The organism is Methanosarcina sp. DH2, assembly GCF_020804225.1.
Lineage (GTDB): Archaea > Halobacteriota > Methanosarcinia > Methanosarcinales > Methanosarcinaceae > Methanosarcina.
In genome coordinates this window covers 36,537-56,890 of sequence record NZ_WJBI01000002.1, presented here as the reverse complement: position 1 = coordinate 56,890, position 20,354 = coordinate 36,537, and the positions used below count along the sequence as shown (strand labels likewise).

Annotated in this window: 29 protein-coding genes, 1 tRNA gene and 1 pseudogene; 15 read left to right on the top strand and 16 right to left on the bottom strand. The window is 41.2% G+C overall.

The features are described from left to right. Window positions 1-52 precede the first annotated feature (52 nt). The 3 genes from FXV91_RS04225 to FXV91_RS04215 are packed head-to-tail and all read left to right on the top strand — an operon-like array spanning window position 53 to window position 2,727. Entirely contained in the window at window positions 53-718 is a 666-nt protein-coding gene (locus tag FXV91_RS04225; protein ID WP_229388709.1) for a hypothetical protein, read from the top strand. Window positions 719-769: 51 nt separating this feature from the next. Next, the gene (locus FXV91_RS04220) at window positions 770-1,591 is read left to right on the top strand and encodes a hypothetical protein (RefSeq protein WP_229388707.1); all 822 of its coding nucleotides are present in this window, start codon (window positions 770-772) and stop codon (window positions 1,589-1,591) included. Beyond that, a complete protein-coding gene (locus FXV91_RS04215; protein WP_229388705.1) occupies window positions 1,588-2,727 on the top strand; it encodes a PGF-pre-PGF domain-containing protein in 1,140 nt (379 codons plus the stop codon). The genes FXV91_RS04220 and FXV91_RS04215 overlap by 4 nt, the downstream gene beginning before the upstream one ends. 577 nt (window positions 2,728-3,304) lie before the next feature. Here FXV91_RS04215 and FXV91_RS04210 read toward each other — a convergent pair. Together FXV91_RS04210 and FXV91_RS04205 are read right to left on the bottom strand one after the other, a co-directional pair. Then, window positions 3,305-3,376 (bottom strand) — tRNA-Gly (locus tag FXV91_RS04210). 130 nt (window positions 3,377-3,506) lie between these two features. Then, the gene (locus FXV91_RS04205; protein WP_229388703.1) at window positions 3,507-3,722 is read right to left on the bottom strand and encodes a hypothetical protein; all 216 of its coding nucleotides are present in this window, start codon (window positions 3,720-3,722) and stop codon (window positions 3,507-3,509) included. Window positions 3,723-3,914: 192 nt separating this feature from the next. Between FXV91_RS04205 and FXV91_RS04200 the strand changes: the two genes are divergently transcribed. Both FXV91_RS04200 and FXV91_RS04195 read left to right on the top strand, forming a co-directional pair. After that, the gene (locus tag FXV91_RS04200) at window positions 3,915-5,252 is read left to right on the top strand and encodes a DHH family phosphoesterase (protein ID WP_229388701.1); all 1,338 of its coding nucleotides are present in this window, start codon (window positions 3,915-3,917) and stop codon (window positions 5,250-5,252) included. A gap of 121 nt (window positions 5,253-5,373) precedes the next feature. After that, a complete protein-coding gene (locus tag FXV91_RS04195) occupies window positions 5,374-5,607 on the top strand; it encodes a KEOPS complex subunit Pcc1 (RefSeq protein WP_229388699.1) in 234 nt (77 codons plus the stop codon). 206 nt (window positions 5,608-5,813) lie between these two features. On the opposite strand, the gene FXV91_RS04190 is transcribed toward FXV91_RS04195, so the two are convergent. After that, window positions 5,814-8,018, bottom strand: a complete 2,205-nt coding sequence (locus FXV91_RS04190; protein ID WP_229388698.1) for a lectin like domain-containing protein — start codon at window positions 8,016-8,018, stop codon at window positions 5,814-5,816. Between the two features lie 726 nt (window positions 8,019-8,744). Between FXV91_RS04190 and FXV91_RS04185 the strand changes: the two genes are divergently transcribed. The 7 genes from FXV91_RS04185 (at window position 8,745) to FXV91_RS04155 (ending at window position 11,903) form a co-directional block, all read left to right on the top strand. Then, entirely contained in the window at window positions 8,745-8,939 is a 195-nt protein-coding gene (locus FXV91_RS04185) for a ferritin family protein (protein ID WP_322221138.1), read from the top strand. 155 nt (window positions 8,940-9,094) lie between these two features. Next, window positions 9,095-9,553 (top strand): DNA polymerase ligase N-terminal domain-containing protein, encoded by a 459-nt coding sequence (locus tag FXV91_RS04180; RefSeq protein ID WP_229388696.1) that lies wholly within the window; start codon window positions 9,095-9,097, stop codon window positions 9,551-9,553. A gap of 216 nt (window positions 9,554-9,769) precedes the next feature. Next, entirely contained in the window at window positions 9,770-10,141 is a 372-nt protein-coding gene (locus tag FXV91_RS04175; RefSeq protein ID WP_229388694.1) for an STAS-like domain-containing protein, read from the top strand. Beyond that, on the top strand, window positions 10,134-10,757 hold the full coding sequence (locus tag FXV91_RS04170; RefSeq protein ID WP_229388692.1) for a PIN domain-containing protein: 624 nt from the start codon (window positions 10,134-10,136) through the stop codon (window positions 10,755-10,757). Before FXV91_RS04175 ends, FXV91_RS04170 begins: the two co-directional genes overlap by 8 nt. A 205-nt stretch (window positions 10,758-10,962) precedes the next feature. Next, on the top strand, window positions 10,963-11,277 hold the full coding sequence (locus FXV91_RS04165) for an ATP-binding protein (RefSeq protein WP_229388691.1): 315 nt from the start codon (window positions 10,963-10,965) through the stop codon (window positions 11,275-11,277). An 89-nt stretch (window positions 11,278-11,366) separates the two neighbouring features. Next, window positions 11,367-11,630 carry a hypothetical protein gene (locus tag FXV91_RS04160; protein ID WP_229388689.1) on the top strand — a complete coding sequence of 88 codons (264 nt, stop codon included), beginning with the start codon at window positions 11,367-11,369 and terminating at the stop codon, window positions 11,628-11,630. Between the two features lie 72 nt (window positions 11,631-11,702). Continuing rightward, window positions 11,703-11,903, top strand: a complete 201-nt coding sequence (locus FXV91_RS04155; RefSeq protein ID WP_229388686.1) for a hypothetical protein — start codon at window positions 11,703-11,705, stop codon at window positions 11,901-11,903. Here the strand turns inward: FXV91_RS04155 and FXV91_RS04150 are convergent. The 3 genes from FXV91_RS04150 to FXV91_RS04145 all read right to left on the bottom strand — a co-directional run bounded on the left by FXV91_RS04150 (window position 11,900) and on the right by FXV91_RS04145 (window position 13,995). Beyond that, window positions 11,900-12,163 carry a DUF2283 domain-containing protein gene (locus FXV91_RS04150; protein ID WP_229388684.1) on the bottom strand — a complete coding sequence of 88 codons (264 nt, stop codon included), beginning with the start codon at window positions 12,161-12,163 and terminating at the stop codon, window positions 11,900-11,902. The genes FXV91_RS04155 and FXV91_RS04150 overlap by 4 nt on opposite strands. 183 nt (window positions 12,164-12,346) lie before the next feature. Continuing rightward, window positions 12,347-12,481 (bottom strand): Fic family protein, encoded by a 135-nt coding sequence (locus FXV91_RS20150; protein WP_345945472.1) that lies wholly within the window; start codon window positions 12,479-12,481, stop codon window positions 12,347-12,349. 536 nt (window positions 12,482-13,017) lie between these two features. Continuing rightward, window positions 13,018-13,995, bottom strand: coding sequence for a winged helix-turn-helix domain-containing protein (locus FXV91_RS04145; protein ID WP_229388682.1), 978 nt, complete (start codon window positions 13,993-13,995; stop codon window positions 13,018-13,020). Window positions 13,996-14,349: 354 nt separating this feature from the next. Here FXV91_RS04145 and FXV91_RS04140 point away from each other — a divergent pair, with 354 nt between their 5' ends. Further along, entirely contained in the window at window positions 14,350-14,745 is a 396-nt protein-coding gene (locus FXV91_RS04140; protein WP_229388680.1) for a DUF6326 family protein, read from the top strand. Window positions 14,746-15,022: 277 nt separating this feature from the next. Beyond that, window positions 15,023-15,322, top strand: a complete 300-nt coding sequence (locus FXV91_RS04135) for a hypothetical protein (RefSeq protein WP_229388678.1) — start codon at window positions 15,023-15,025, stop codon at window positions 15,320-15,322. A gap of 450 nt (window positions 15,323-15,772) precedes the next feature. On the opposite strand, the gene FXV91_RS04130 is transcribed toward FXV91_RS04135, so the two are convergent. From FXV91_RS04130 to FXV91_RS04100, 10 genes and pseudogenes are all read right to left on the bottom strand, one after another. After that, on the bottom strand, window positions 15,773-16,066 hold the full coding sequence (locus FXV91_RS04130) for a hypothetical protein (RefSeq protein WP_229388676.1): 294 nt from the start codon (window positions 16,064-16,066) through the stop codon (window positions 15,773-15,775). A gap of 663 nt (window positions 16,067-16,729) precedes the next feature. After that, window positions 16,730-16,951 carry a hypothetical protein gene (locus tag FXV91_RS04125; RefSeq protein WP_229388673.1) on the bottom strand — a complete coding sequence of 74 codons (222 nt, stop codon included), beginning with the start codon at window positions 16,949-16,951 and terminating at the stop codon, window positions 16,730-16,732. After that, window positions 16,952-17,284, bottom strand: a complete 333-nt coding sequence (locus FXV91_RS04120) for a hypothetical protein (RefSeq protein ID WP_229388671.1) — start codon at window positions 17,282-17,284, stop codon at window positions 16,952-16,954. 2 nt (window positions 17,285-17,286) lie between these two features. Continuing rightward, window positions 17,287-17,430: a hypothetical protein gene (locus FXV91_RS04115; RefSeq protein ID WP_229388669.1), complete on the bottom strand. Its 144-nt coding sequence runs from the start codon at window positions 17,428-17,430 to the stop codon at window positions 17,287-17,289. A gap of 142 nt (window positions 17,431-17,572) precedes the next feature. Next, window positions 17,573-17,695, bottom strand: coding sequence for a hypothetical protein (locus tag FXV91_RS19635; RefSeq protein ID WP_255679911.1), 123 nt, complete (start codon window positions 17,693-17,695; stop codon window positions 17,573-17,575). A gap of 22 nt (window positions 17,696-17,717) precedes the next feature. Further along, window positions 17,718-18,059 carry an ATP-binding protein gene (locus tag FXV91_RS04110; protein ID WP_229388667.1) on the bottom strand — a complete coding sequence of 114 codons (342 nt, stop codon included), beginning with the start codon at window positions 18,057-18,059 and terminating at the stop codon, window positions 17,718-17,720. 52 nt (window positions 18,060-18,111) lie between these two features. Further along, a complete protein-coding gene (locus FXV91_RS04105; RefSeq protein WP_229388665.1) occupies window positions 18,112-18,483 on the bottom strand; it encodes a DUF2283 domain-containing protein in 372 nt (123 codons plus the stop codon). A gap of 70 nt (window positions 18,484-18,553) precedes the next feature. After that, window positions 18,554-18,655, bottom strand: coding sequence for a Fic family protein (locus FXV91_RS20145; RefSeq protein ID WP_345945479.1), 102 nt, complete (start codon window positions 18,653-18,655; stop codon window positions 18,554-18,556). Between the two features lie 9 nt (window positions 18,656-18,664). Then, window positions 18,665-18,736: pseudogene (locus FXV91_RS20140) on the bottom strand (Fic family protein); the annotation flags it as partial. Between the two features lie 41 nt (window positions 18,737-18,777). Continuing rightward, window positions 18,778-19,575: an ATP-binding protein gene (locus FXV91_RS04100; protein ID WP_229388663.1), complete on the bottom strand. Its 798-nt coding sequence runs from the start codon at window positions 19,573-19,575 to the stop codon at window positions 18,778-18,780. A 231-nt stretch (window positions 19,576-19,806) separates the two neighbouring features. On the opposite strand from FXV91_RS04100, the gene FXV91_RS04095 reads away from it, so the two are divergent. Continuing rightward, the gene (locus tag FXV91_RS04095) at window positions 19,807-20,289 is read left to right on the top strand and encodes a TspO/MBR family protein (RefSeq protein WP_229388661.1); all 483 of its coding nucleotides are present in this window, start codon (window positions 19,807-19,809) and stop codon (window positions 20,287-20,289) included. Window positions 20,290-20,354 lie beyond the last annotated feature (65 nt).

Genomic DNA, 20,354 nt, shown 5'->3' with positions numbered 1-20,354 from the left:
GCTGAAAGGTTCTTTTTCTTTTTTTGCTTTGTGTAGCAATTGGAGGTAAATCATGAACAAAATATTAAAAAATAGTATCATAGGAACAGCTATACTTATGTTATTTTTCGTAACAGCTGCCCATCCAGGTATGGCTGAGGATGGAGTTCCCCTGCTCCCGATGACAGTGGGAGGAGTTGCCCTGATCGATGGGTCTCCGGCTCCCAAAGACACTGTTATTGCAGCTTACCTTGACGGGGAGCAGGTAGAACAGTTTCTCGTAAATACCCCCGCAGGAGATTTCATTTTTTATATTTCCGGAACTGCCGAGGATGAAGGAAAACCCATTACTTTTACAGTTGATGGAAAGGATTCGGGACAAAGTTTTGAATGGGAATCCGGAAATCAGGTCTTATCTGTCGAACTTTCGACAGGTGTGACAGCCAATTCAGGGAGTTCTAATAAAGGCTCTACTTCTGGAGAGGGCTCTGGAGCTAAGGTCATTGAAAGTTCAGTCCCCTTACCGAATGTAACTGTAACGGTTCCGGAAAAAACGATTTCGGAAAACACAGATGCCGATTCAGGTGTCGATACCGGGGTCGAACAGAATCCGGAATCTTCCAAAGAACCCTCTGAAACAAGCAGTGCTCCAGGTTTCCAGATTATTTATGCGGTTGCAGGCATAGTTCTGCTTACTTTCGGACCAAAGCTCGGGAGGGAATCGAGAAGGAAGCCCTGACGGATTTCTCTAAAGGGATCTGTACGGTTAACGTGAAAATCTCAAGGTGATATGGTGACCATCAAGGACAAATACTTAAGAATTTTATCGTGCCTGGTTATTCTGGTACTGGGCTTATCCCTTGTTCCGGTTGCATCTGCCAGCACTATTCCTTCGATTCCCAACGTGTTTGAAGGAAAGCTGATTATAAACGGTGCAGATGTACCCGCAGGGACTATAATTTCGGCTTATATAGGTTCCGAGCTTGCCGGCTCTAAAACTATCGAGGAGGCAGGAAAGTACATGCTGGATGTCTCGGGTACCGAGGAAGATAACGGAAAAAAAATAACCTTCAAGCTGGGTCTCATAGAGTCCGAGCCTGTTTCCGCGACTTACCAGCATGGTGCTGCGCCGGTGAAACTTGATCTTTCTTTCGAGGGAGACTTTGAGCTTCCGGTTATAGAAAGCTGCTCTGCATCCCCGGTGTACATCCTGAACGACGGGAAAGATTATTCGGTTATAAGGGCAAAAGTCTCGGGTGGATTGTCCGAAGTTGCGTCAGTGACTCTCGACCTCACCCCCCTAGGCGGAGGAGTGGTTTCATTGACGCCTGAAAGCGGAGGCATTTATACCTGCAATGTAGGCAGTACTCTGGCAGGAGAGTTTACGCTCACCCTTACAGCTACAAATTCTTTTGGAAACCAAGTTACAGATAAAGACAGCGTCTCGATCACTGTAGTGAAAGAAGATGAACTCACAACAAGGTACGCAGGGGCTGACAGGACCTTCTCTGCCGAAGAAATTAAAAATATTGTAAATGACAGTAAGATATCCAGCGGGATCAAATACGCAGTTCTGGCTATCTACTTTGCTGACGGGTGGGATAAAATATGAAACAGCCTGAGTTTAAAATTGCTTTTGTGCTGCTCATGACCCTGGTTTTATGTGCGGTTCCTGCTTCTGCGGGTAGTGCAGGAAGGGTTCTTCCCTCTTCGGTTGATACCAATCAGGTGTTTCAGGTAACGGTCAATGTAGATGACTATGGTGCGGCCGGCCAGGTTCTTGAAAAGCTTCCTGCAGGTTTCACGTACATTAACTCAACCCTTCCGGAAAGAGCTGTAACCGTAAACGGCAGCAAAGTCTCTTTCCTGCTAATGAATGAAAAGAGCTTCAGCTACACCCTTAAATCCCCTGCATCAGCCGGGACATATCAGTTCGCGGGTCTTTTAAGGGATATCAACAAAAATGAGTTCCCTATCCTCCCTTCAAGTTCTTCCATTAGTGTTGGGTCAGCCTACAACGGAGGTTCAGGTGGCGGCTCAGGCAGCGGCTCAAAAAGCTCAGGCGGCAGTTCAGGTGGCGGAGCTGGAGGTTCCCCCGAACCCCAGAGCAATGTCGAAGCTAAAGAGCTGTCCCAGACATCCGTCATTGCTGGAACACATGTCAAGTTCAGTTTTCCAAATGGTGTGACCTGCATAAGGTATGTTGAATTTGACGCCAAAAAGACTCTCGGAAAAATCACTACTCTTGTCGAAATGCTCAAGGGCCAATCAAAGCTGGTTCCGAACCTGCCTGAAGGCATTGTTTATAAGAATGTAAATATCTGGGTAGGTTCAGGCGGAGTCGCAAACTCCGATAACATCGAGAATGCAGTTGTTGGCTTTAGAGTCGAAAAAGCCTGGGTCGAGAAAAACGTTGATACAGATGAAAAAGATTCGTTGAACCTCTGGTACTATGACAAGGCGTGGAAAAAACTCGAGACTAAAAAAATAGATGAGAGCAACAACACTTATGTCTACTACGAAGCCAAGACCCCAGGTTTCGGATCCTTTGCAATTGTTGCAGCCGGTAAAGACGGTTCTGGTTCGATAAATATCGATCCCGTTTCTACCGACAATCCGGGGGATAATGTGTCATCAGAGCCCGAAAAACCTTCAAGTGGAGGCTGGCGTTCTACGCCTGGCTTTGAATCTGCAGCTTTTCTGGGAACAATTGGAGCCGCATATTGCATACTGAGAAAGAAGTTCTAAACACCATAAATTTCCATTTTGAAGCAGCATTCAGAGCTGCTTACTTTTCTCTTTTTTGTGATGCCCGAATTGCGCCTCGCCCGAATTGCGCCTCGGGAGTACGCGGTCCTTTTCGCTCCACTTCGTTTCGCTCAAGAGGACTAATTTATGGGCTATAATAGTGAGCTTCATTTAAGAGGGCTGAATTAAAAATATCCATAACCGGTATAACCTTTTTCGTTATATCGGGTGGGTTATTTTTGTCATGCTCGATGAAGGAGAGCAATCTTTCCCCGAAAACTGAAAACAAGGAGAAAAAGCTGGAAAGTAAAAGTAACACACAAATTTTATATTTTTCATCTCTTTTGACAGATCGCCAGCATGTCTGGCGGAGATAGTTATATAATGTAAACTAAAAAGCAATCTGGGATAGGAAAGTGTTTTTGAGCCCGGAAAGAGTATCATACATAACGTTCAGTTTCTCCTTGCGATATTCGAATTTGGATATATTAGTAAATAATTGTCGGGGTCGCAAAAATAGTAAAAGAAGAAAAAGAGACATAATTTATGAATGAATATATACTTATTTATAAATATATACATCAGCCGGGATTCGAACCCGGGTTCGAGCGTTGGCAACGCCCGGTGATGACCGCTACACTACTGATGTACGAAGCTGGCAGGGCGCCCTGCCGCGTTTCTAACTATATATTTTCTTATTAATTAAGTTGACCCCTGGAAAGGTTTTATATATTTGGTCAGCAGAAAAATCTGCTTTAGTCTCTGGTGTGTCGGTTTCTTTACCTGCTTGCAGGGCCCTTTTTCGCCTTTACCGCTTTCTCTTTTTCTTTCTCTTTTTCTTTCTCTTTCTCTTTCTCTTTTTCTTTTCCTTCCTTTTTTTCTTTCCTGTCTTCTATCTGTTTTTTCTTACTCGCTTTTCTATCGAGCTGATCCCAAAACTCAAAATTACTCTTACGAACTTTAAATTTGGAATAGTCAGTCGAGGTTCGGATCATCAAAATAGTTCTAGATATAGGAATGAAAATGGTTTTGAGATGGGCTCATTATCTATCTGTTCTGTATACTGTTTTTGGAGCATTGTGTTTTATATTATCAAGCAGTATAGACTGCCATTCTTTATTTACCCTGCATTTATGTATTAAATCGACCCTTTTGATTTTATTATTGAATTTTATGAGTGATGGGTTTTGAACGAACTTGAAAAACTGATAAACCTTGCAAAAAACGCAGCCAATAAAATCAGGAAGCATAACTTTGTGCGTGTAGTCTGTCATAATGACGCTGACGGTCTGACTTCAGCCGGGATAATGGCTCAGGCCCTGCTGAGAGCAGGCATTTGTTTCCAGCTCTCAATAGCAGGAAAATTGGACGAGTCTGTGGTCGAAGAAGTGAACAGTGGAATCTCTCAGGGAGAGCTTGTCATTTTCTGTGATATGGGCAGCGGGCAGCCGGAACTTATCGGGAAGGTGGCGGCTGATGTCGTGGTGCTTGACCACCACCAGCCAGTAGGGCAGTCCCCTGCAAAAGCCGTGGTAAATGCCCATATGGTAGGAATCGATGGAGCAACGGATATCTCGGCTTCCGGCACCTGCTATCTTGTAGCCAGGGAACTCGGGACTGGAAACATTGACCTTGCAGGGCTGGCAATTGCAGGTGCAGTTGGGGACAGGCAGCTTTTCCAGACTGCCAATGCTTTTATTCTGGAAGAAGCCCTGAAAGCAGGGGTAGTGTCCGTCAGAAAAGGGCTGAAGGTAGGGGATGGAGGTCTTGCGGATGTGCTCGCATACAGCACAGAGCCCTTCCTGGATGTAACCGGCTACCCTGAAAAGGCATCGGAGTTCCTAAATCAGCTTGGGCTCTCCGGAAATATTGAAAACCTGTCCGAGGAAGAGCTCTCAAAACTTGCCAGTGCCATTGCCCTGAAACTTGTCAGACAGGCAAGCCCTGAAGCAATTGAAGCCGTTATAGGAGAGGTCTTCCTGCTGAACCGGGAGCTGGTGCACAACGTCTATGATTTCATCTCCATTCTCAATACCTGCGGGAAGCAGAAAGTTTACGGACTCGCCCTGGCTCTCTGCCTAAAGGACTCAAGTATTGTCGATGAGGCTCTTTCCCTTACAAAAGAGCATGAAAAGAATCTTGCCGTGGATGTCCGGGACAGCGTGGAAAAAATCCGTAAAGGTGAGAACATCTGGTATATTAGCACGGTTGATGCCCTTTCTACAGGAAGCCTTGCCACAACCGTAGTCAGATATCTCCATCCCGAACTTCCTTTCATCTGTGTAAACGAGTCTGAGGGAATCCTGAAGGTTTCTGCCAGGGGTACCCGCGAACTGGTTTCAAAAGGCCTTGACCTTGCCTTTGCCCTTCGGGAAGCTGCAGGCGCAGTCGGTGGAAGCGGAGGCGGGCACAGTGTCGCATCCGGAGCTTCAATCCCTCTGGGGAGTACGGAAGAGTTCTTGAGCATTGCAGATCGGATAATAGGGGACCAGCTCAGGAAAAATTCCAGTGGGAAAGCCAGGTAAAAAATAAAATAAAATAAATTAAACAAAATAAAACAAAATAAAATAAAATAAAATAAAATAAAATAAAATAAAATAAAAAAGAAGAGCTCGGAATTAATATATAAAACGCATGAGGCATATTATGAAAATTACAGGTACAATTGAGTTTCCTGACCCGAAGTCAAGAGAGTCAGCAGCCAGAATCCTGACAGCCCTTGCCCCGGACAACCTGAGGAGTATGGAAAGCGAAATCAGTGATGAGAGGGTTGCTGTGCGGTTTCATTCCGAGAAAATTGGTTCTCTTCTCGCAACCGTTGATGATTTTCTTATGAACGTTAAGATAGGGGAAGGAGTCGAACAGACTCTGAAAATATAAAAGTTAGAAGGGAAAGTAAAAAATAAGAAAGAAAAATAAGAATGAAAATTAGAAAAAGAAAATTAGAAAAAGAAAATTAGAAAAAGAAAATTAGAAAAAGAAAATTAGAAAAAGAAAGTTAGAAAAAGAAAGTTGGAAAAGAAATTAGAAATGAAAAGGGAAACCTGTACCCAGTTTCCCGATCTTTATTAAACCAAATATCTTTTTTAATCTGCAGGGCTTTCTCGCCAGAGCCTTATAAGTTCCCCGAGCCTGGAACTCGTTAGTTCTACTCCTGTATTCGGAATCGGAAGACTATTTTTATAGACATGAATCGCTTCCTGGAGCTCTTCTGTGCTTATATGCTTTCCTTCCTGAGAGGTCAAATCATCCCAGGGGTTCCAGTCGCGGATTGTCCAGTTCCAGGTACGCATAACCTCTTCGTTTCCTGCTGTGGCGAGTACGGTAACATTATATATTCCGGGAGATAGTACACTGTTTGAATATGAACTGTTTTTTACACCGGATTCGGTAAGCTTTTTCGTTCCGTTAAGGTACCAGCTTACAGTACTGTTATGGTTTGTGGTGATATTGAATTTCTGCCCGTCTCCTTCATAGGTTATGATATTTTCTCCGGGACTTGCAGAGAGAATTAAGAGCTGAGTTAATATTATGTAATTGCTCTTTGCCTCAGAGTCAAGCCCGTTCCTGTTGCTGACATTCAGTGAGACAGCATAACTTCCGTATGATGTGTAGGTGTAGACCGGATTCCGGGTGGTTGAGTCTACAATTCCGTCGCCGTTAAGGTCCCATTCCCAGGAAAAGGCACCCTGTGAAAGGTCAGTAAACTGGACTGTGAGAGGGGCAACCCAGCTGGTGATATTTGAAGTGAAATCAGCTTCAGGGAGACTATTAACAATAGTTAAAGCTTTTATGCACAGGTTTACTTCTGAATATCCGGCTTCTGATGTCAGGTCTTGCCAGCTGGCTCCATCCGAACTTATGTAGCTTTCTCTGGAATTAGCCTGTGCCTTGCTGCTATAACCGGAAAGCGGCTGCTCAATTGCAAGAGTGTACGGGTCGGAGGGATTGCTAAACTTTATAACCACCGAAAATTCCTCCCCGGCACTCAGGTCTACTGGCAAATTCAGCAGGTGGGTATGGTAGCCAGGAAGTGAGCACGTGCCGGTTTCTTTCACAACAAAATTCCTTTCCTGATTAATGGGGCCATTAGTCGGGTTTTTATAAACGTATATTTCATAAGCAGTATCAAGATCCGTAGTATAGAATCCTATAGCTTTCAGTGTTTCGTTCCCTTTCGAAGAAAATATATTTCCACCCCAGGCAGTTAGTCCAGAGTACCCGATTGTTCCTGTCCATCCTAGCGGGTCATACTGGTAATTGTAATCAAAGTTGCCCTGCCCTGCAGTTATAAACACTGCACTTTCGTTGTACCCGAGCCTGGTGTCATAATAGGAAATATAGAAGTATCCTTCTTCTCCCCAGGACTCCCCCCAGCTATTCTTTACAATAAAAGCCCCGTCTCCCGAGGGTACCTGTTTGAACAGGTTCCTATCGAAAGAATCGTTCCAGCCTACGATGGTTATTGCGTGATTGGCATTACTCGAACCTGTATATAGATAGGCATTGTTATTTGCTTGGTAATTTAGCAGGCTCCAGCACATTGTGGAGTACACGGCTCCGTAATCCATAAGTGCCTGTTTAATCATTTCATTGTCCAGGGGCCCCGTTCTGTCAGGCAGTATAAGAACTTCCTGGACATCTTTTTGTATGGTAAGTCCCGTAGGAGAGGAGGTTGAAGTTTCACTAAAAGGATCTTCTGACTCGTTTACAGGCCCTGACCAGCGGGTAAGATATGCCATAGCTATGAAAGCATTTCCGCCGTTGTCGGCTGTAAGATCAAAACCGTCGGAATAGAATTTTGTAACGAGGTTTTTCATGTTATTTTCGGAAAAATCCCGATCTTCTCCTTCTACTCCCAGGATGTAAGATTCCATGGATGCAAGGCTCGAAAAAGCCCAGCAACTTCCTGTCTGCCCCTGGTTCTTCACAGAGGTGACCTGTCCTTCCGTGCGCAGGTCATAGGTTGCAGGGAGTTCCGAGCCTGATGTTCTAAGCAAAAGCCTTTCCGCAGGCCTTGAAAGCCCTGATAGGTTTACAGGAGAGGGTGTATATCCAGTGCCTGAAACTTCCCCGCCGTCAGGAGGCGAGATAGGTTCAAAAGAATCTGGTTGTGTGGGCTCCAGAAAGTTTGGGTTCAGGGGAGCCGTTTCAATTGCAGGTTCTGAAATGGATGTATCGTTCAGTGGTAGCTCAAAGTTTTCGGGACTTCCGGCGGTAAGGTCAAGGCTGCCGGAGAAGCACGAAAATAAAATAATAAGTGCGAACAGAAGGGAGTTTATTTTCTTCAAGAATTCTCGGCCTCGGGTGGATCAATTTCTGGTTAGCTGAAAGATAGTACGGAATAACTTGCAGGAGAGTATTTTTCTGAATAACTATTTTTAGGCTGTGATTCGGTCTGAGCAGATATTCAATAATTATCAGCCTAATTAATGTTGCTCTGTAGATTCTTCCTGAGTATTAATTCATATGATTAGTTTATTAAATTTATCTATAAGTTCTTTTCTAAAAAAATGAACCTCTTTACTAAAATAATTAGATATTTGCTTACCTAAAAATCTCCTTTTGGGATTATATCTTTGAAGATTAACTCTAATGAGCCTGATACTTCCTTTATTAAGAAAAAGATAAATGGCAGACAGATAAAGGTACATAGAAAATAAATGTAAAATAAAATGGCAGACAGATAAAGGTACATAGAAAATAAATGTAAAATGTCTTGTTGCTAAAAATTTTATTCCTTATTATTTATTTATCTCTGTTTATTTGGAACATCTAAGTAAATTTATTTATAACTTTATGTGTCTTCTATTTACCTTAAAACTCATAGAGTTGTGCTCATAATGAATGTTACCGTGAGTATTTTCATGAGTATTCCCAATAGAAAGAGACATTAAGTTTGCCTTTCCATATCCTTACAGGGACACTTAGGGGGTAAAAGCCTGCTTTCGGAAACACTTGCAGACCTTGAGAATACCAGCCAGAAAGACCTTGATAAGGAAATTCTGAGAGCCGCAATGATTGCAGAACTGGATGCTGTCAATCTCTATGAACAGATGGCAAACCTGACAAAAAACGAAGAGATCCGTAAAATTCTCCTTGACATAGCCAGGCAAGAAAAGATCCATGTAGCTATGTTTGAGACCGTGCTACTGCAGGCTGACAAGGAGTTTTTAAAGATTTATGCAGATTATGCACTTGCCAGAAAATGAAAAAAGGGAGTTAAAGATTCCTTTTTTCACTTCTTTATTAATTCCTCTTATGAGTCTTTTTTATAGATTTTCAATTCTCTTCTCATAGCCTCTTTTTCAAGCTTTACTGCATAATCATTTATATCCAGCGCCGCCATATTTTCTATTGATCTTCCATGCTTGAGAAATATGCGAAGAAAAGAGATTTTGATAAGACCTCCGAACCTCCTGCTAAAGGGTTCGAAAAAAGTTCCGGTAAACCTATCTTTGTGGTCCAGCGCCATGATGCAACCAATCTTCATTATGATTTTCGTCTGGAGATGGATGGGGTTCTGAAAAGCTGGGCAGTCCCCAAGGAACCGCCGAAAAAGGCCGGTACCAAAAGGCTTGCTATCGAGACTGAAGATCATCCTCTCGGATACGCCGATTTTGAGGGGGAAATTCCTGAAGGAGAGTACGGAGCCGGCAGGGTTGAGATCTGGGATAAAGGGACTTTCAAGCTTCTGAAACGTAATGAGAAAGAGATCACTGTCACACTTGAAGGGGAAGAGCTGAAAGGGGATTATGTACTGATAAGGACAAAGTATGGGAAAGAGGATAAAGGATGGCTTTTTTTCAAGAAAAAAGCTGACTAAGAAGCCATTGGTATCATAGGTTATTTTAGTTGATTAAAAGGTAAACCGACAAAGTTATTGAAGGTAACGGGAAAAGGTGTTAAGAAATAACTCGTAAAAAGTATTGAAAAATAATTAGAAAAAATATTGAAGTGAAATTGGTAAAAAGGGTGCAGGGCTTTGTACCAGGTGCCCGGCTAAAAGTGTGCTTCTGATAGACATGGGGGGAGTGATCAAATGGGGAAGGTTACGGAAGAGAGGGTGAAGATAAGAATTATTGAGACTGCGGAAAACAATTTCTGCGTTGCAGCCTGCGATGGGGAGAAAGTTCATGACAGGATTGCAGACGCTTTCCGTAAAAACAGGAAGGTTGAGCTCTCTTTTGCAGAGATGAATGAACTTACGCCTGCCTTTCTGAACGTGGCTGTGGGGCAGCTTTACGGGACTTTCCCGGCTGGGCTGATTGAAAAAAGCCTCTCTTTTACGGACCTTGACCCTGAGGACGAGGTTATTATTAAGAGGGTGATGGAGCGGGCAAAAGGCTACTTTGAACATGCATATTCATGCAGAAAGGCTCTCAGGGATGTGATCGGAGGCGAAGATGCCTAAAAGTACCCACCGCGCAGTGGTTTATCCGGTAAGGCGCAGTGTGAGGCTTCGCCCTGGGAAAGCTCTGCCTATAAAGCCAAGCCCGGCTCCTATCCATTCCACAGCGACTTATGATTTCCCCGAAGAGAAGAGTTATTTTTTTGACACCAATATCTGGCTCTATATCTACGGCCCTATAGGCTGGCCTGATCAGAAGTCAGCGGTCTATTCCAGAGCTTTAAGGGAAATTCGGAACTCAAACGGCACGATCTATATAAACTGCATGGTAATCTCGGAATTCATAAACGCCTTCTCAAGAATAGAGTTCAAACAGCAGACCGATCATTCCAGGTTCAAGGAGTTCAGGAACTCTCTTGGTTTCCGCCCGGTTGCCGAAGACATTTCCTCAAATGTAAAAAAAATCCTCCGAAATACCCTTGCCTGCGACCCTGACTTAAAAGTAATAGACCTGCCTGAGATCATGCGTTTCTTCGAGCAGGGAAAATATGACTTCAATGATCTTGTCTTTGCGGAAATCTGCCGCGCAAAAGGCCTGGTCTTCGTAACCCACGACAAGGACTTCAGCGAGATGGGAGTTGAGATCCTGACAGCAAATGAGAAATTGCTGCGGAGATGAGAAGGAAATTTCGATATAAATCAGAAATTAAGTTTTCCATAGTTACTGCGTTGAGGATTTAGCCAGTTTTTCGCACCATAGTGAGAGTTTTTGATTGTCGGTAAGCGAGACCTAAAACCCTCAATTTCAGAAATTTCCAAATCATATCTTTTATGACATTTGGATATTATCTTGAAGGTATAAGAGTAATTTTTAAGGCTTGGTTATGAACCCTTTTTCTAAGCTAAAAGAGTCCGAAACCCTTGAACTGAAAAAGTCCACTGCGCAATTGAAACCTGCAGTAATCTCCATAGTTGCCATGCTCAATAAGCATCAGGAAGGCAAATTATACTTTGGAGTTAAGGATGATGGGACAGTTGTGGGGCAGGAAATTGGGAATGACACTTTGAGAACCATTTCTCAGCCTATTTCAGCGTACATAGAACCAAAAATCTATCCCGTTATCCGGCAGGTAATTTTCGAGGGAAAGCCTTGCATTGAAGTTAAATTCCAGGGAAATGAGGTACCTTCTTTTGCATAAGATAGAGGTTATATTCGCACTTTTGACGAGGATAAGCCCCTGAGTGTAAAAGAACTTTAGAACCTGATACTTAGGAAAATAAAGAACAGTTGAAGTGGGACCGTTCTATTTGCAAGGAAGAAAGTTTAGAAGATATCAGTGAAGAAAAGGTCAGGTTCTTTGTAAAAGAAGCTGGCAAAGAGTACAAAGGGCTTGAAAATTCTCTGAAAAAATTGAAGCTTGCAGAAGATGGAAAATTAACAAATGCCGCAGTAATTCTTTTCGGAAAAAAACCCGAGGGCTTTTTCCCTAATGCAAAACTCAGGTGTGCAGTCTTTGCTACAAATGATACTTCGTATATCGTTGACATGTAGGACTATACAGGTGATCTCTTCTATCTTATCAGAGAGGCTGAAAAATATATCCTTAAAAACATCTATATTGGAATGCGGCTAGAAGGTCTGAAGAGAATCGACGTCCCGGAAATTGCAAAAGAGGAGATAAAAGAAGCAGTTATAAACGCCTTTTGTTACAGGGATTACTACGAATATGATTCTGTAAATGTAGCAGTATTCAAAAACCGTGTGGAAATCAGAAGTAAAGATCTCCTTTACGGTGGGCTTACCATCGAACAGATCAAGACCTAAATGGTTTCTTCGCTGACCTCGATGAGAGCTTCAAAGTATTTGATATTGCGCAAGTCTTCTTTTGCAAGACTAAACCTGTTTGAAGCATCAAGGATCTCGATGGTCATAATCTCATTGTCTTCGCTAATATCAAGAATTATTCCGTCCAGATCTATGGAAGACCTGTACTTTTTGTTGCTCCCGTAAAAGAAAACGCTGTCATTTTCGAAATCGTACTTAGTGCCTATCCGAAAAGTCAGTAATGCATGCTGGAAAGCCATAATAGGTCTATGATATCAGAGTACCAGTTGCGGTTTTGCATATTACCTAATGTAAAAGTTACAGCACGTAACCACTTTTCGGATAGGCTCTTAGTTACCAGAGATTCTTGCCTCATCCGGCCTCCTTTTTCTACGTCATTGAAAGCTTATTCTACCTGTTAAAAGAACAAAAGAAACACTATTTTACCCTCTATCTCTTCTGGCTTCTTTGTCCAAAAACGCCTTCCCTTTAGTCGTCAGGCGGTACTTCTGCTTGCTGCTTTGGGGTTTTTCAAGAACTGTCATTTCAATATAACCAAGTTCAAGAAGCCTTTTAATCTGTTTATTAAGCTCTCATGATACTGTTTTGTGGCTCAATCCAGATGCAAGTTCGGCTTTTCCGGCATCATTTTTCATCAGAAGAACGAGCACTTTAGCCGCAAGCCGTGACTCTAGCCGTGGTTCTTCTTCATCTGCACCTGAGTCGACATAGACCTATGGTGTAGAATATGAAAGAGAATGTTTTCATGTAGAACGATTGAAAAAAGAGAGAATGATCTAGATAAGATTAGCGTTTTAAGAAGTCCATTACTTCCTTCTCGGATTTTCTGTATCTCGATACAGGAGGTTTGGATTTTTCATTCTTTTCAAATAAGGAATGTAACTTATTAATGGCAACAGGGTCTGATATATGTAAAGAGTTCTGTTCCAGATATCTTGAAGCCGTATTAACCAATCCATTTAGTTTTGTATTTTATTTGATATTTTATTAATTATATTCGCTAAAGACAGCATTATTTAGTAATACCATCCGGTCTATTTCCTTACCGCTATACTATAGTATAGTTATATCCTTATTAATTTATCTTATCCAATTACTCAGTATTTAAATATTTAACTAACTGAGTCCTTTCTACTTTATCCTCTTGAATTTCGGACTGCAATTCTATGAATCCACTATTTTTATAAAAATTTATAATGTAATCGGCTTCTTTATTTGCTTCGAGCCAGACTATGTTACATCCCAACATTTCCATGCATTCATAAACAATATTGACAGCTTCATCGAGCAGGTACTTTCCCTTAAAATTATGTTTAAACATATCATTTTTGCCTAATTGGGCAATAAAATAGGAGGGGATGCCATCCTGGTCCCTCAACAGATTCATGTCATTTTTTTGCTTTCGAGTTAATTTGTCCTGATCTACAGTCAATATTTTCAAAGCCAGCGCAAAATATCCAAGGATATAGAAGTTTTCATCATCGCTATTCTTTCTGTCAAGTATGAGATAAGACCTGCAAATTGACCTGTCTTCAAACCTTTCCATTTTATTCCGGATAAAGTCCTGTATATCGGAATCATTTGAACAAAAGAAGCCTGTTAGTGTCTTTTTTGCTTTTTTTTCGTTACTAAATTGTGTGAACTTATTATAAGGAACAACAATAGGGTCGAGTTCAAAGTCAAAAGAGACAAAATAATCCTTTATCCTCACAAGGTGATCAATATTTTCCAGCTGGCTCTTTTCAGGTTGACATTTACTTAAAAAGTCTCTTCCGTTTGAGCTAATGGAAACAAACCCTTCAGGATCGAATTGAGTGAACTGAATCAGTTTAAGGTACTTACAAACCCAGTAGATTTCATTTTTAAATTCAAGGATTTTTCCCTTTAAATCCTCTTGTTGAAAACCATCTCCTATCTTGAAATCATCAGCCAGTCTCTTTTCAAGGTCCGAATATGTACATTTTTCATATCTGTAGAGGTACTTGACTGCCTGACTAAGAACGTTTTCTAAACAAGGCAGATTTGTTTTCTCACCCAAAATATCAGATCCTGAAATAGTGACTTCAGACATACTGTATTATTTATTATTATATTTTCCCTGCCAGGTTCTCAATGGTTGACAGCGATTCCGCCAGAGATATTACTTTTTTATTATATTTCACCGGGGACTGCTCAACTCTCTACCCATCTACTGTTTACTTATTTCTTTACTATTTTCCCCGTGACAAAACCCTCGAAACAATAAACTCCTCAAACCGGACCCCGGAATAGATAATTTTTGATATAACCGGGAATACCTGAGAGCCTGTCTTAAAATAAATCTGGTCACATAATCAGGATAGTAACTTAACCATTAGAGTTAACATTCCTCATTATCCAATTGTAGATGGTTTGAATTTAAGAAACCTCAAGGAGGCAGAAGATTTTGGAAGATTGGAAGATAAAGATTTCAGTGCTCTGGCTCTTTGCATCAATTGCCTTTTTGGCTCATCAGATACTGGTGCTTATGGAGCCAGGTATAATAGCAGATCTAATGGCGGGAGAAGCAGAAGGTCAGAAAATAGGGCCTGAACTGATACTGTTCTTTGCAATCTTAATGCTGGTTCCAATGTTGATGGCTTTCCTATCCCTGACCTTGAAAGATTCGATGGACCGCTGGGTAAACATCATTGTGGGTGCAATCTTTGCTGTCCTCTGGTTAGTTAGCGTAGTTGATGCGGCACAGTCTGCATACTGGGGAGGGGCACTAATGACGCTTTCAGCAGTCGTGGCTTCGGCATTGATTGTCTGGTATGCATGGAAGTCCAAACAGATAGCTTGAATCTTATTAACCAGATCCGGATAGTAGCATACAGGCACGCAATTAAGCTCGGAACAGAAATTCTGAACTGACAATGTAGCTAATATTCGAAAACTGTAATTTTAAGACAGCCTCTGAGATTCTTCCCACGACAAATTTATCTTTTAAGCAAAAAAGTACTATTGATTCCGTAAAAGTGTTTGAAAAGGCCGGCCTGATGGCTTATAGAAAAAAGCTACTGAAAGGGATTAATAGGGGTGCCCTTATACAAAGATTTAACGAATTGGGGAGAAAAATAATGCCTACAAAAGAAGAGATAGACAGCGAGATTATGGACCTCTGGGATGAGATCTTTGACCTTGAGGACAAAAGCAAAGAAGAACTGGATATTAAGTGTGCAGAATGGCGGAAAGTAGAACCGCGACTGGACGAAGGGGTAGATGAACTCATAATACATATAGAGGCGATGACAGGAATCTGTGACGAAAGCATGCTTATTTACAAAGAGGTTAAAGAAATCAAAATAAGGTACAAACAGCAGAAGGATGAGATACAGGCAAAAATTGATGCGCTGAATAAGGAAAAAGAAAAGATATAAAGATGTTATTGGTTGATTTTTCAGGGCAAAGGCTGGAAGTTAAGATAGCTGATAATGGGTTTTCCCAGATCTGTTTTTATCTATTTTCGGCGCTTACTGCTCCCCTCTCTCCCACCTGCCGTTTGTTTACAATGCTAAAATCATCAGAGGCAAAGTATATTAAATATCAAAAATTACTGTAAAATTATATTTTTTGTAGACGTTCATTGAACAATAATATTTTTAGAGCCCATCCCAAAACTCAAAGTTGCTTATCTGAATCCAGTATTCCGAATAATCAATCGAGTTTTATATCCCAGAACAATTCTAAAGATTTAATGATTTGAGAATAGAACTGGTTTTGGGATGAATCTTATGACATTAATCCTCACGTATTGATTCGCTCCATCATGCGACGGAAAAGGAAAAAGGCAAAGTAGAAATTAACCTTTGAAATGACAATTTAGTTTGTCACTTATCTTTCACGAAAAATTTTTTACCGGTAAGAAGATAGTTATCCAATGATTCGGTAAATAGCTCATCAAGATAACGATAATTTAGCAACCTCTTACAGGGTACCTGGAAGTGAAACTCAGGATTATTATCCCATTGAACTCCAGGATTGGTACTCTTTGCCGAAAGTAAAACGCTGAAATTATTATAGAATCCCACTCCAAAAAATCCGCTATTGGAACCCCTTGCTTTTTGCATGATTTTTTCGCGGTTCTTCGCGTACATTTCTCTTGCTGTTTTCTCCATTATCATATTATCATCTCGATATTCTCACCGATATTAAAAGCTTTTTGAGCTTCGGGCAGGAGTAAAGAGTTGTTAAGAACTCGATACATTTCAATTCTCGGATTTCAATAGATGAAGCAGTTTTAGAACGAAAGAGATTAAAGGCGGAGTAAGACAATTATCCCGCCCAGGCTTGAGAGGACAGGTTGAAAGGATTTCTGCCTCAGATACAATTGTGACTCATGCTATGGGTATACTTTGTTGAATTAACTCTAAACTAGTTAAATTTTATTTCAATGATAACGACAAGTTTATTTCCTGGATTAACACTGACTTTTCGTAACTGCATTGATTTTAGAAAAATCCTCGAAAATGGTTCACAAATAGTAAATGAGCTCATCCCAAAATCGATTTTATTTTCATATAAACAAGAATTTCAGGATCATTTTCCTAATCAGAAGATCGATTGATTATTCCAAATTCGAGATTTAGGGACTTAATTCTGAGTTTTGGGATCAGCTCTTAAATTTGATTGTTCCAAAATTGTAGAACTTTACCATTTGGTATACTTGCGAATTTTATTGAATTACCAAAAAGGTAGTCCAATAATGGCTAATAATATTGAGATAGCAAAAAAGAGTGTCCGAACAACTACTTATAAAGGAAAGTTGAACTGTAATAGAAAAGCAGTTACACAAATGGATCCAGAGATTCGATTGGCTCAAGCTCTTCTGCAATTGGCTGCATGTTCAAATAGAGCACAGGGTACTCCTTCTTGCTTGACCCTCTAACAAGTTTGAAACCATGCTTTATGTAAAAACCCACCGATTCTGGTTTTGAGTCGACTGTGACGTATCTGCATCCGGCGATATTCGATACTTTTTGAGTCAAATATATTGCAATGTGCAGCATTTATGACCCCACTCCCCGGCCTGCAAAACTTTCGTGTGTGGCTAATCTTGCAAGTTTCAGGGCTGGGTATTTTGAATATGGGAACCCGTCTACACAATCTGAGTTATCGATTGATTTAACCTGAATGGTATCAGTAGTTAAAGTGAAATACCCTACCAATTGTTCCTGATAGTAACAGACATAGGTCTTGTTGATCAGCTGTTCTTGGTTTATCAGGGCATCGTTTTTTAAAAAATCGTTAAGATCGGTGTTTTCACAGCAAAAAGATGAAACATCGCTTCTCTTGGAAAGCGAATAAGTAACAAGTTCCAGATCCGGTATTTTATGCGGCAAGCTTACAACCTGACTGTACTTGCAAGTTTCCTTGCCCGCCTAAACATTTCTACTTGTTGTTTGGTTGCAGGCTTCTTCTCGTTTTCCCAGAATTCCCTGGCGTCCTCACCTTCTAAGACAAGACCCAGTTCAATTGGCTTTGCCACAATTGTTTCCTCCGTATTTACAAAATAGAGTTGTAGAATATAAGTAGCTATCTTAATTGATTACTATCAGTTCGTTATATAAAAAACATTGCTCAATTTACTTTTTCAAATCTGATGCCGTGAATGCGGTATTAATGCGGAATTATTTCAGCATGAACGCAGGATTTATAATGTAGTGAGTTCCCCTTCCTCTGCTTCCTACCTTCTCAAAGATTCCTTTCTCTACAGGTTCTTTGAGCTCCATTGTTGCAAGCCGTTCTTTCACTTCATTTATTTGCTGATAATCTTTATTTGTAATCCTTCCCTTCTCCTTTACATAAAACGCAGCTTTGATCTGCCTGTCGTTCAACCCGAGTCCCCAGAAGATATTCTTCGTTAAAAATCCCTTTCCTGAATATTATGCGGAAACCCTGGTACTCTTCAAAAACAGGCTCGGGAACATTTGCTTTTTTGCAGTAAATCCGCATCTTTTCGATACCACTTCCCCACTGCTCAATTATTTTGGTATCAAAGAAGACTTCTGCTATCCCTTTGTTCCTCAATTTCGAGGCACTTGAAAACATTAAGGAAGCTATCCAGTTTGTCCTTGAAGTAACAGGAGAACAGGCTTGTGTGCTGGGAGAAATCACTACATTGGAGGTTTCAGTTAGCTAAATTGCCTTCAGATTCCTGAAAAATAAATTAGCAGTTAAGCGCTATCCCTTGCGTGCTTATTGGGAGGTTCATGCTGTTCAGCCCGAGAGCATCAAGACCTTTGTCAACCAGTTTATTTCTCTTATTTACACTCATTTTCATTGTCAGCCTGATATTTTCTTCGCTAACTTCGATGCGAGCTTCAAAGTATTTGATATTGCGTAGATCTTCTTTTGCAAGGTTAAACCTATTTGAAGCATCAAGGATCTCAATAGCCATTATCTGGTTATCTTCACTAATATCAAGGATTATTCCATCCAGATCTATTGAAGACCTGTACTTCTTGTTGCTTCCGTAAAAGAAAATGCTGTCATTTTCGAAATCGTAATCGTACTTAGTTACCAGAGATTCTTGCCTCATCCGGCCTCCTCTTTGCTCTATTACATTATATATTATTTTATCCGACTGAAAAAATAAAAGAAACACTATTTTACTTTGTGTCTCCGCTGACTTCTTTGTCCAGAAATTCCTTCCCTTTAGCCGTCAGGCGGTATTTTTGAGTAGGACTTCTAGGCGAATCGGGTTGTGTCATCTCAACAAAACCTGCCTGGATGGCTGGTTGTAGATAATCATAAACAAATGTGGGGCGATGATTCAAACCCAGGCATTGCATAGCTTCACGACCCCCCAAAGATCCCTGTCGAAGGCAGAAGATCAATCTGTGCACTTGTCGGCTACTTGTTCGGTTACTTGTTCGATAGCTGTTTTTGGGACTTTAGTCTTAATTTTTTCGGTAAGGTGGATAATTAATCTTACCCGCATCCCTATCTCGATAACCTCCGGTTCAGGTATATTCAGGGTTTCAGCTTCTTTAAACATACGAGGAACTCCGCTGCCCCATTGCTCAATGAGATCAAGTTCCCAAAAAACGCGAGCTATAACTCGGTTCCTTAATTTGGATACACCCTGGAGCATGTCTTCTACAGTTAGCCCCGGAAGCAGGATCCCAGGATTCTCTATTTCGATTCGGTCGTCAAAAAAAGCGATCCTAATGGGAGCACCTTTCTGAGAGTAGTCAGCATGGACAACAGCATTGATTACCGCCTCGCGGAGTATCGTTAGAGGGATGCTCCAGACATCTTTACGTCTAAGTTCTGAAAAATCCGCTCCGCGCATGGCGTGCTTTTTGAGGAACTCCATTGCTCTTTCAACTGCTACCGGCAGGTGTTCGTGGATCTCGATATGATCAAAAATATCGACCTTATTGGTCCCGATGAACCTCCCGCATTGGATCCATGCATCGGGAAAGATCATCTCCCGATTTCTGCCGAACAGCAACATGCCGCCCACTGTAGGAACCAGGTGCCCCTGATGTCTGGTAACAAGACGCAGGGATTCGAGGTCTTTTTCTAAAAGTTTCCGGTGACGTTCAAAACAGGTTACTGCGGCTTCAAAATCGAGGTCTTCCACTGTTCTGTCCGGGAGTGCTTGTTCATCGAACGCAAGACCCATCGCACTTCGGCGAAGCTCCTGGATAAGATCGCTATCGGCTTTTCGGTTGCTGGAACCGAGCCGGACATAAACTCCATTATCCGGTCCTTCATGAATATTTTTACAAAGCCGAATTTTATTCCTTTTACCTGAAATTTACATAATAGCTATAAATTCTCGAAACCGAAAAATTAAGCTTCTTTTTGACCTCAAAGTTAATATAGTGAAGTACTAAATATTCCTGTGTCTTACATGTCTCAGAAGATAAACTTCTTTAAACTTGTGGCCTCGATATTGCTTTGCCAGCTTGCAGGAGCAATTGGCGCGGTATTTACAGCCTCCTCAGTTGAAAACTGGTTTCCTTTACTTGAGAAGCCGTTTTTCAGCCCTCCACCATGGGTCTTTTCTCCTGTCTGGATTCTGCTCTATACGCTTATGGGAATTTCTCTTTATATTGTCTGGGAGAAAGGAGTACAGCAAAGAGAAGTGAAAATTGGATTACTCATTTTTGGTATACAATTAGGTCTTAACATCATCTGGTCCTATCTGTTCTTTGGTCTAAGGTCTCCATACTATGCTTTTATTGAGATAATTCTGCTCTGGTTTGCTATCTTACTAACAATAATTCAGTTTAGAAAGATCTCAAAAACAGCTTCTTACCTATTACTTCCTTATATCTTGTGGGTAAGTTTCGCAATGCTGCTTAATTACAATCTTTGGATTTTAAACTCATGAAGAGAATTGCAAACAAGTTATTAAAAAAAGTTAATAAAATAGGCTATGTAGAAATCCTCCATTTA

Excerpts from the sequence above, each read along its gene's own strand:
- FXV91_RS04225 (WP_229388709.1), top strand. The coding sequence starts at position 53 with ATGAACAAAATATTAAAAAATAGTATCATAGGAACAGCTATACTTATG.
- FXV91_RS04220 (WP_229388707.1), top strand. The coding sequence starts at position 770 with ATGGTGACCATCAAGGACAAATACTTAAGAATTTTATCGTGCCTGGTT.
- FXV91_RS04215 (WP_229388705.1), top strand. The coding sequence starts at position 1,588 with ATGAAACAGCCTGAGTTTAAAATTGCTTTTGTGCTGCTCATGACCCTG.
- FXV91_RS04205 (WP_229388703.1), bottom strand. The coding sequence starts at position 3,722 with ATGATCCGAACCTCGACTGACTATTCCAAATTTAAAGTTCGTAAGAGT.
- FXV91_RS04195 (WP_229388699.1), top strand. The coding sequence starts at position 5,374 with ATGAAAATTACAGGTACAATTGAGTTTCCTGACCCGAAGTCAAGAGAG.
- FXV91_RS04185 (WP_322221138.1), top strand. The coding sequence starts at position 8,745 with ATGATTGCAGAACTGGATGCTGTCAATCTCTATGAACAGATGGCAAAC.
- FXV91_RS04180 (WP_229388696.1), top strand. The coding sequence starts at position 9,095 with ATGCTTGAGAAATATGCGAAGAAAAGAGATTTTGATAAGACCTCCGAA.
- FXV91_RS04175 (WP_229388694.1), top strand. The coding sequence starts at position 9,770 with ATGGGGAAGGTTACGGAAGAGAGGGTGAAGATAAGAATTATTGAGACT.
- FXV91_RS04170 (WP_229388692.1), top strand. The coding sequence starts at position 10,134 with ATGCCTAAAAGTACCCACCGCGCAGTGGTTTATCCGGTAAGGCGCAGT.
- FXV91_RS04165 (WP_229388691.1), top strand. The coding sequence starts at position 10,963 with ATGAACCCTTTTTCTAAGCTAAAAGAGTCCGAAACCCTTGAACTGAAA.
- FXV91_RS04155 (WP_229388686.1), top strand. The coding sequence starts at position 11,703 with ATGCGGCTAGAAGGTCTGAAGAGAATCGACGTCCCGGAAATTGCAAAA.
- FXV91_RS04150 (WP_229388684.1), bottom strand. The coding sequence starts at position 12,163 with ATGGCTTTCCAGCATGCATTACTGACTTTTCGGATAGGCACTAAGTAC.
- FXV91_RS04145 (WP_229388682.1), bottom strand. The coding sequence starts at position 13,995 with ATGTCTGAAGTCACTATTTCAGGATCTGATATTTTGGGTGAGAAAACA.
- FXV91_RS04135 (WP_229388678.1), top strand. The coding sequence starts at position 15,023 with ATGCCTACAAAAGAAGAGATAGACAGCGAGATTATGGACCTCTGGGAT.
- FXV91_RS04130 (WP_229388676.1), bottom strand. The coding sequence starts at position 16,066 with ATGATAATGGAGAAAACAGCAAGAGAAATGTACGCGAAGAACCGCGAA.
- FXV91_RS04125 (WP_229388673.1), bottom strand. The coding sequence starts at position 16,951 with ATGCTGCACATTGCAATATATTTGACTCAAAAAGTATCGAATATCGCC.
- FXV91_RS04105 (WP_229388665.1), bottom strand. The coding sequence starts at position 18,483 with ATGAGGCAAGAATCTCTGGTAACTAAGTACGATTACGATTTCGAAAAT.
- FXV91_RS20145 (WP_345945479.1), bottom strand. The coding sequence starts at position 18,655 with ATGACACAACCCGATTCGCCTAGAAGTCCTACTCAAAAATACCGCCTG.
- FXV91_RS04100 (WP_229388663.1), bottom strand. The coding sequence starts at position 19,575 with ATGGGTCTTGCGTTCGATGAACAAGCACTCCCGGACAGAACAGTGGAA.
- FXV91_RS04095 (WP_229388661.1), top strand. The coding sequence starts at position 19,807 with ATGTCTCAGAAGATAAACTTCTTTAAACTTGTGGCCTCGATATTGCTT.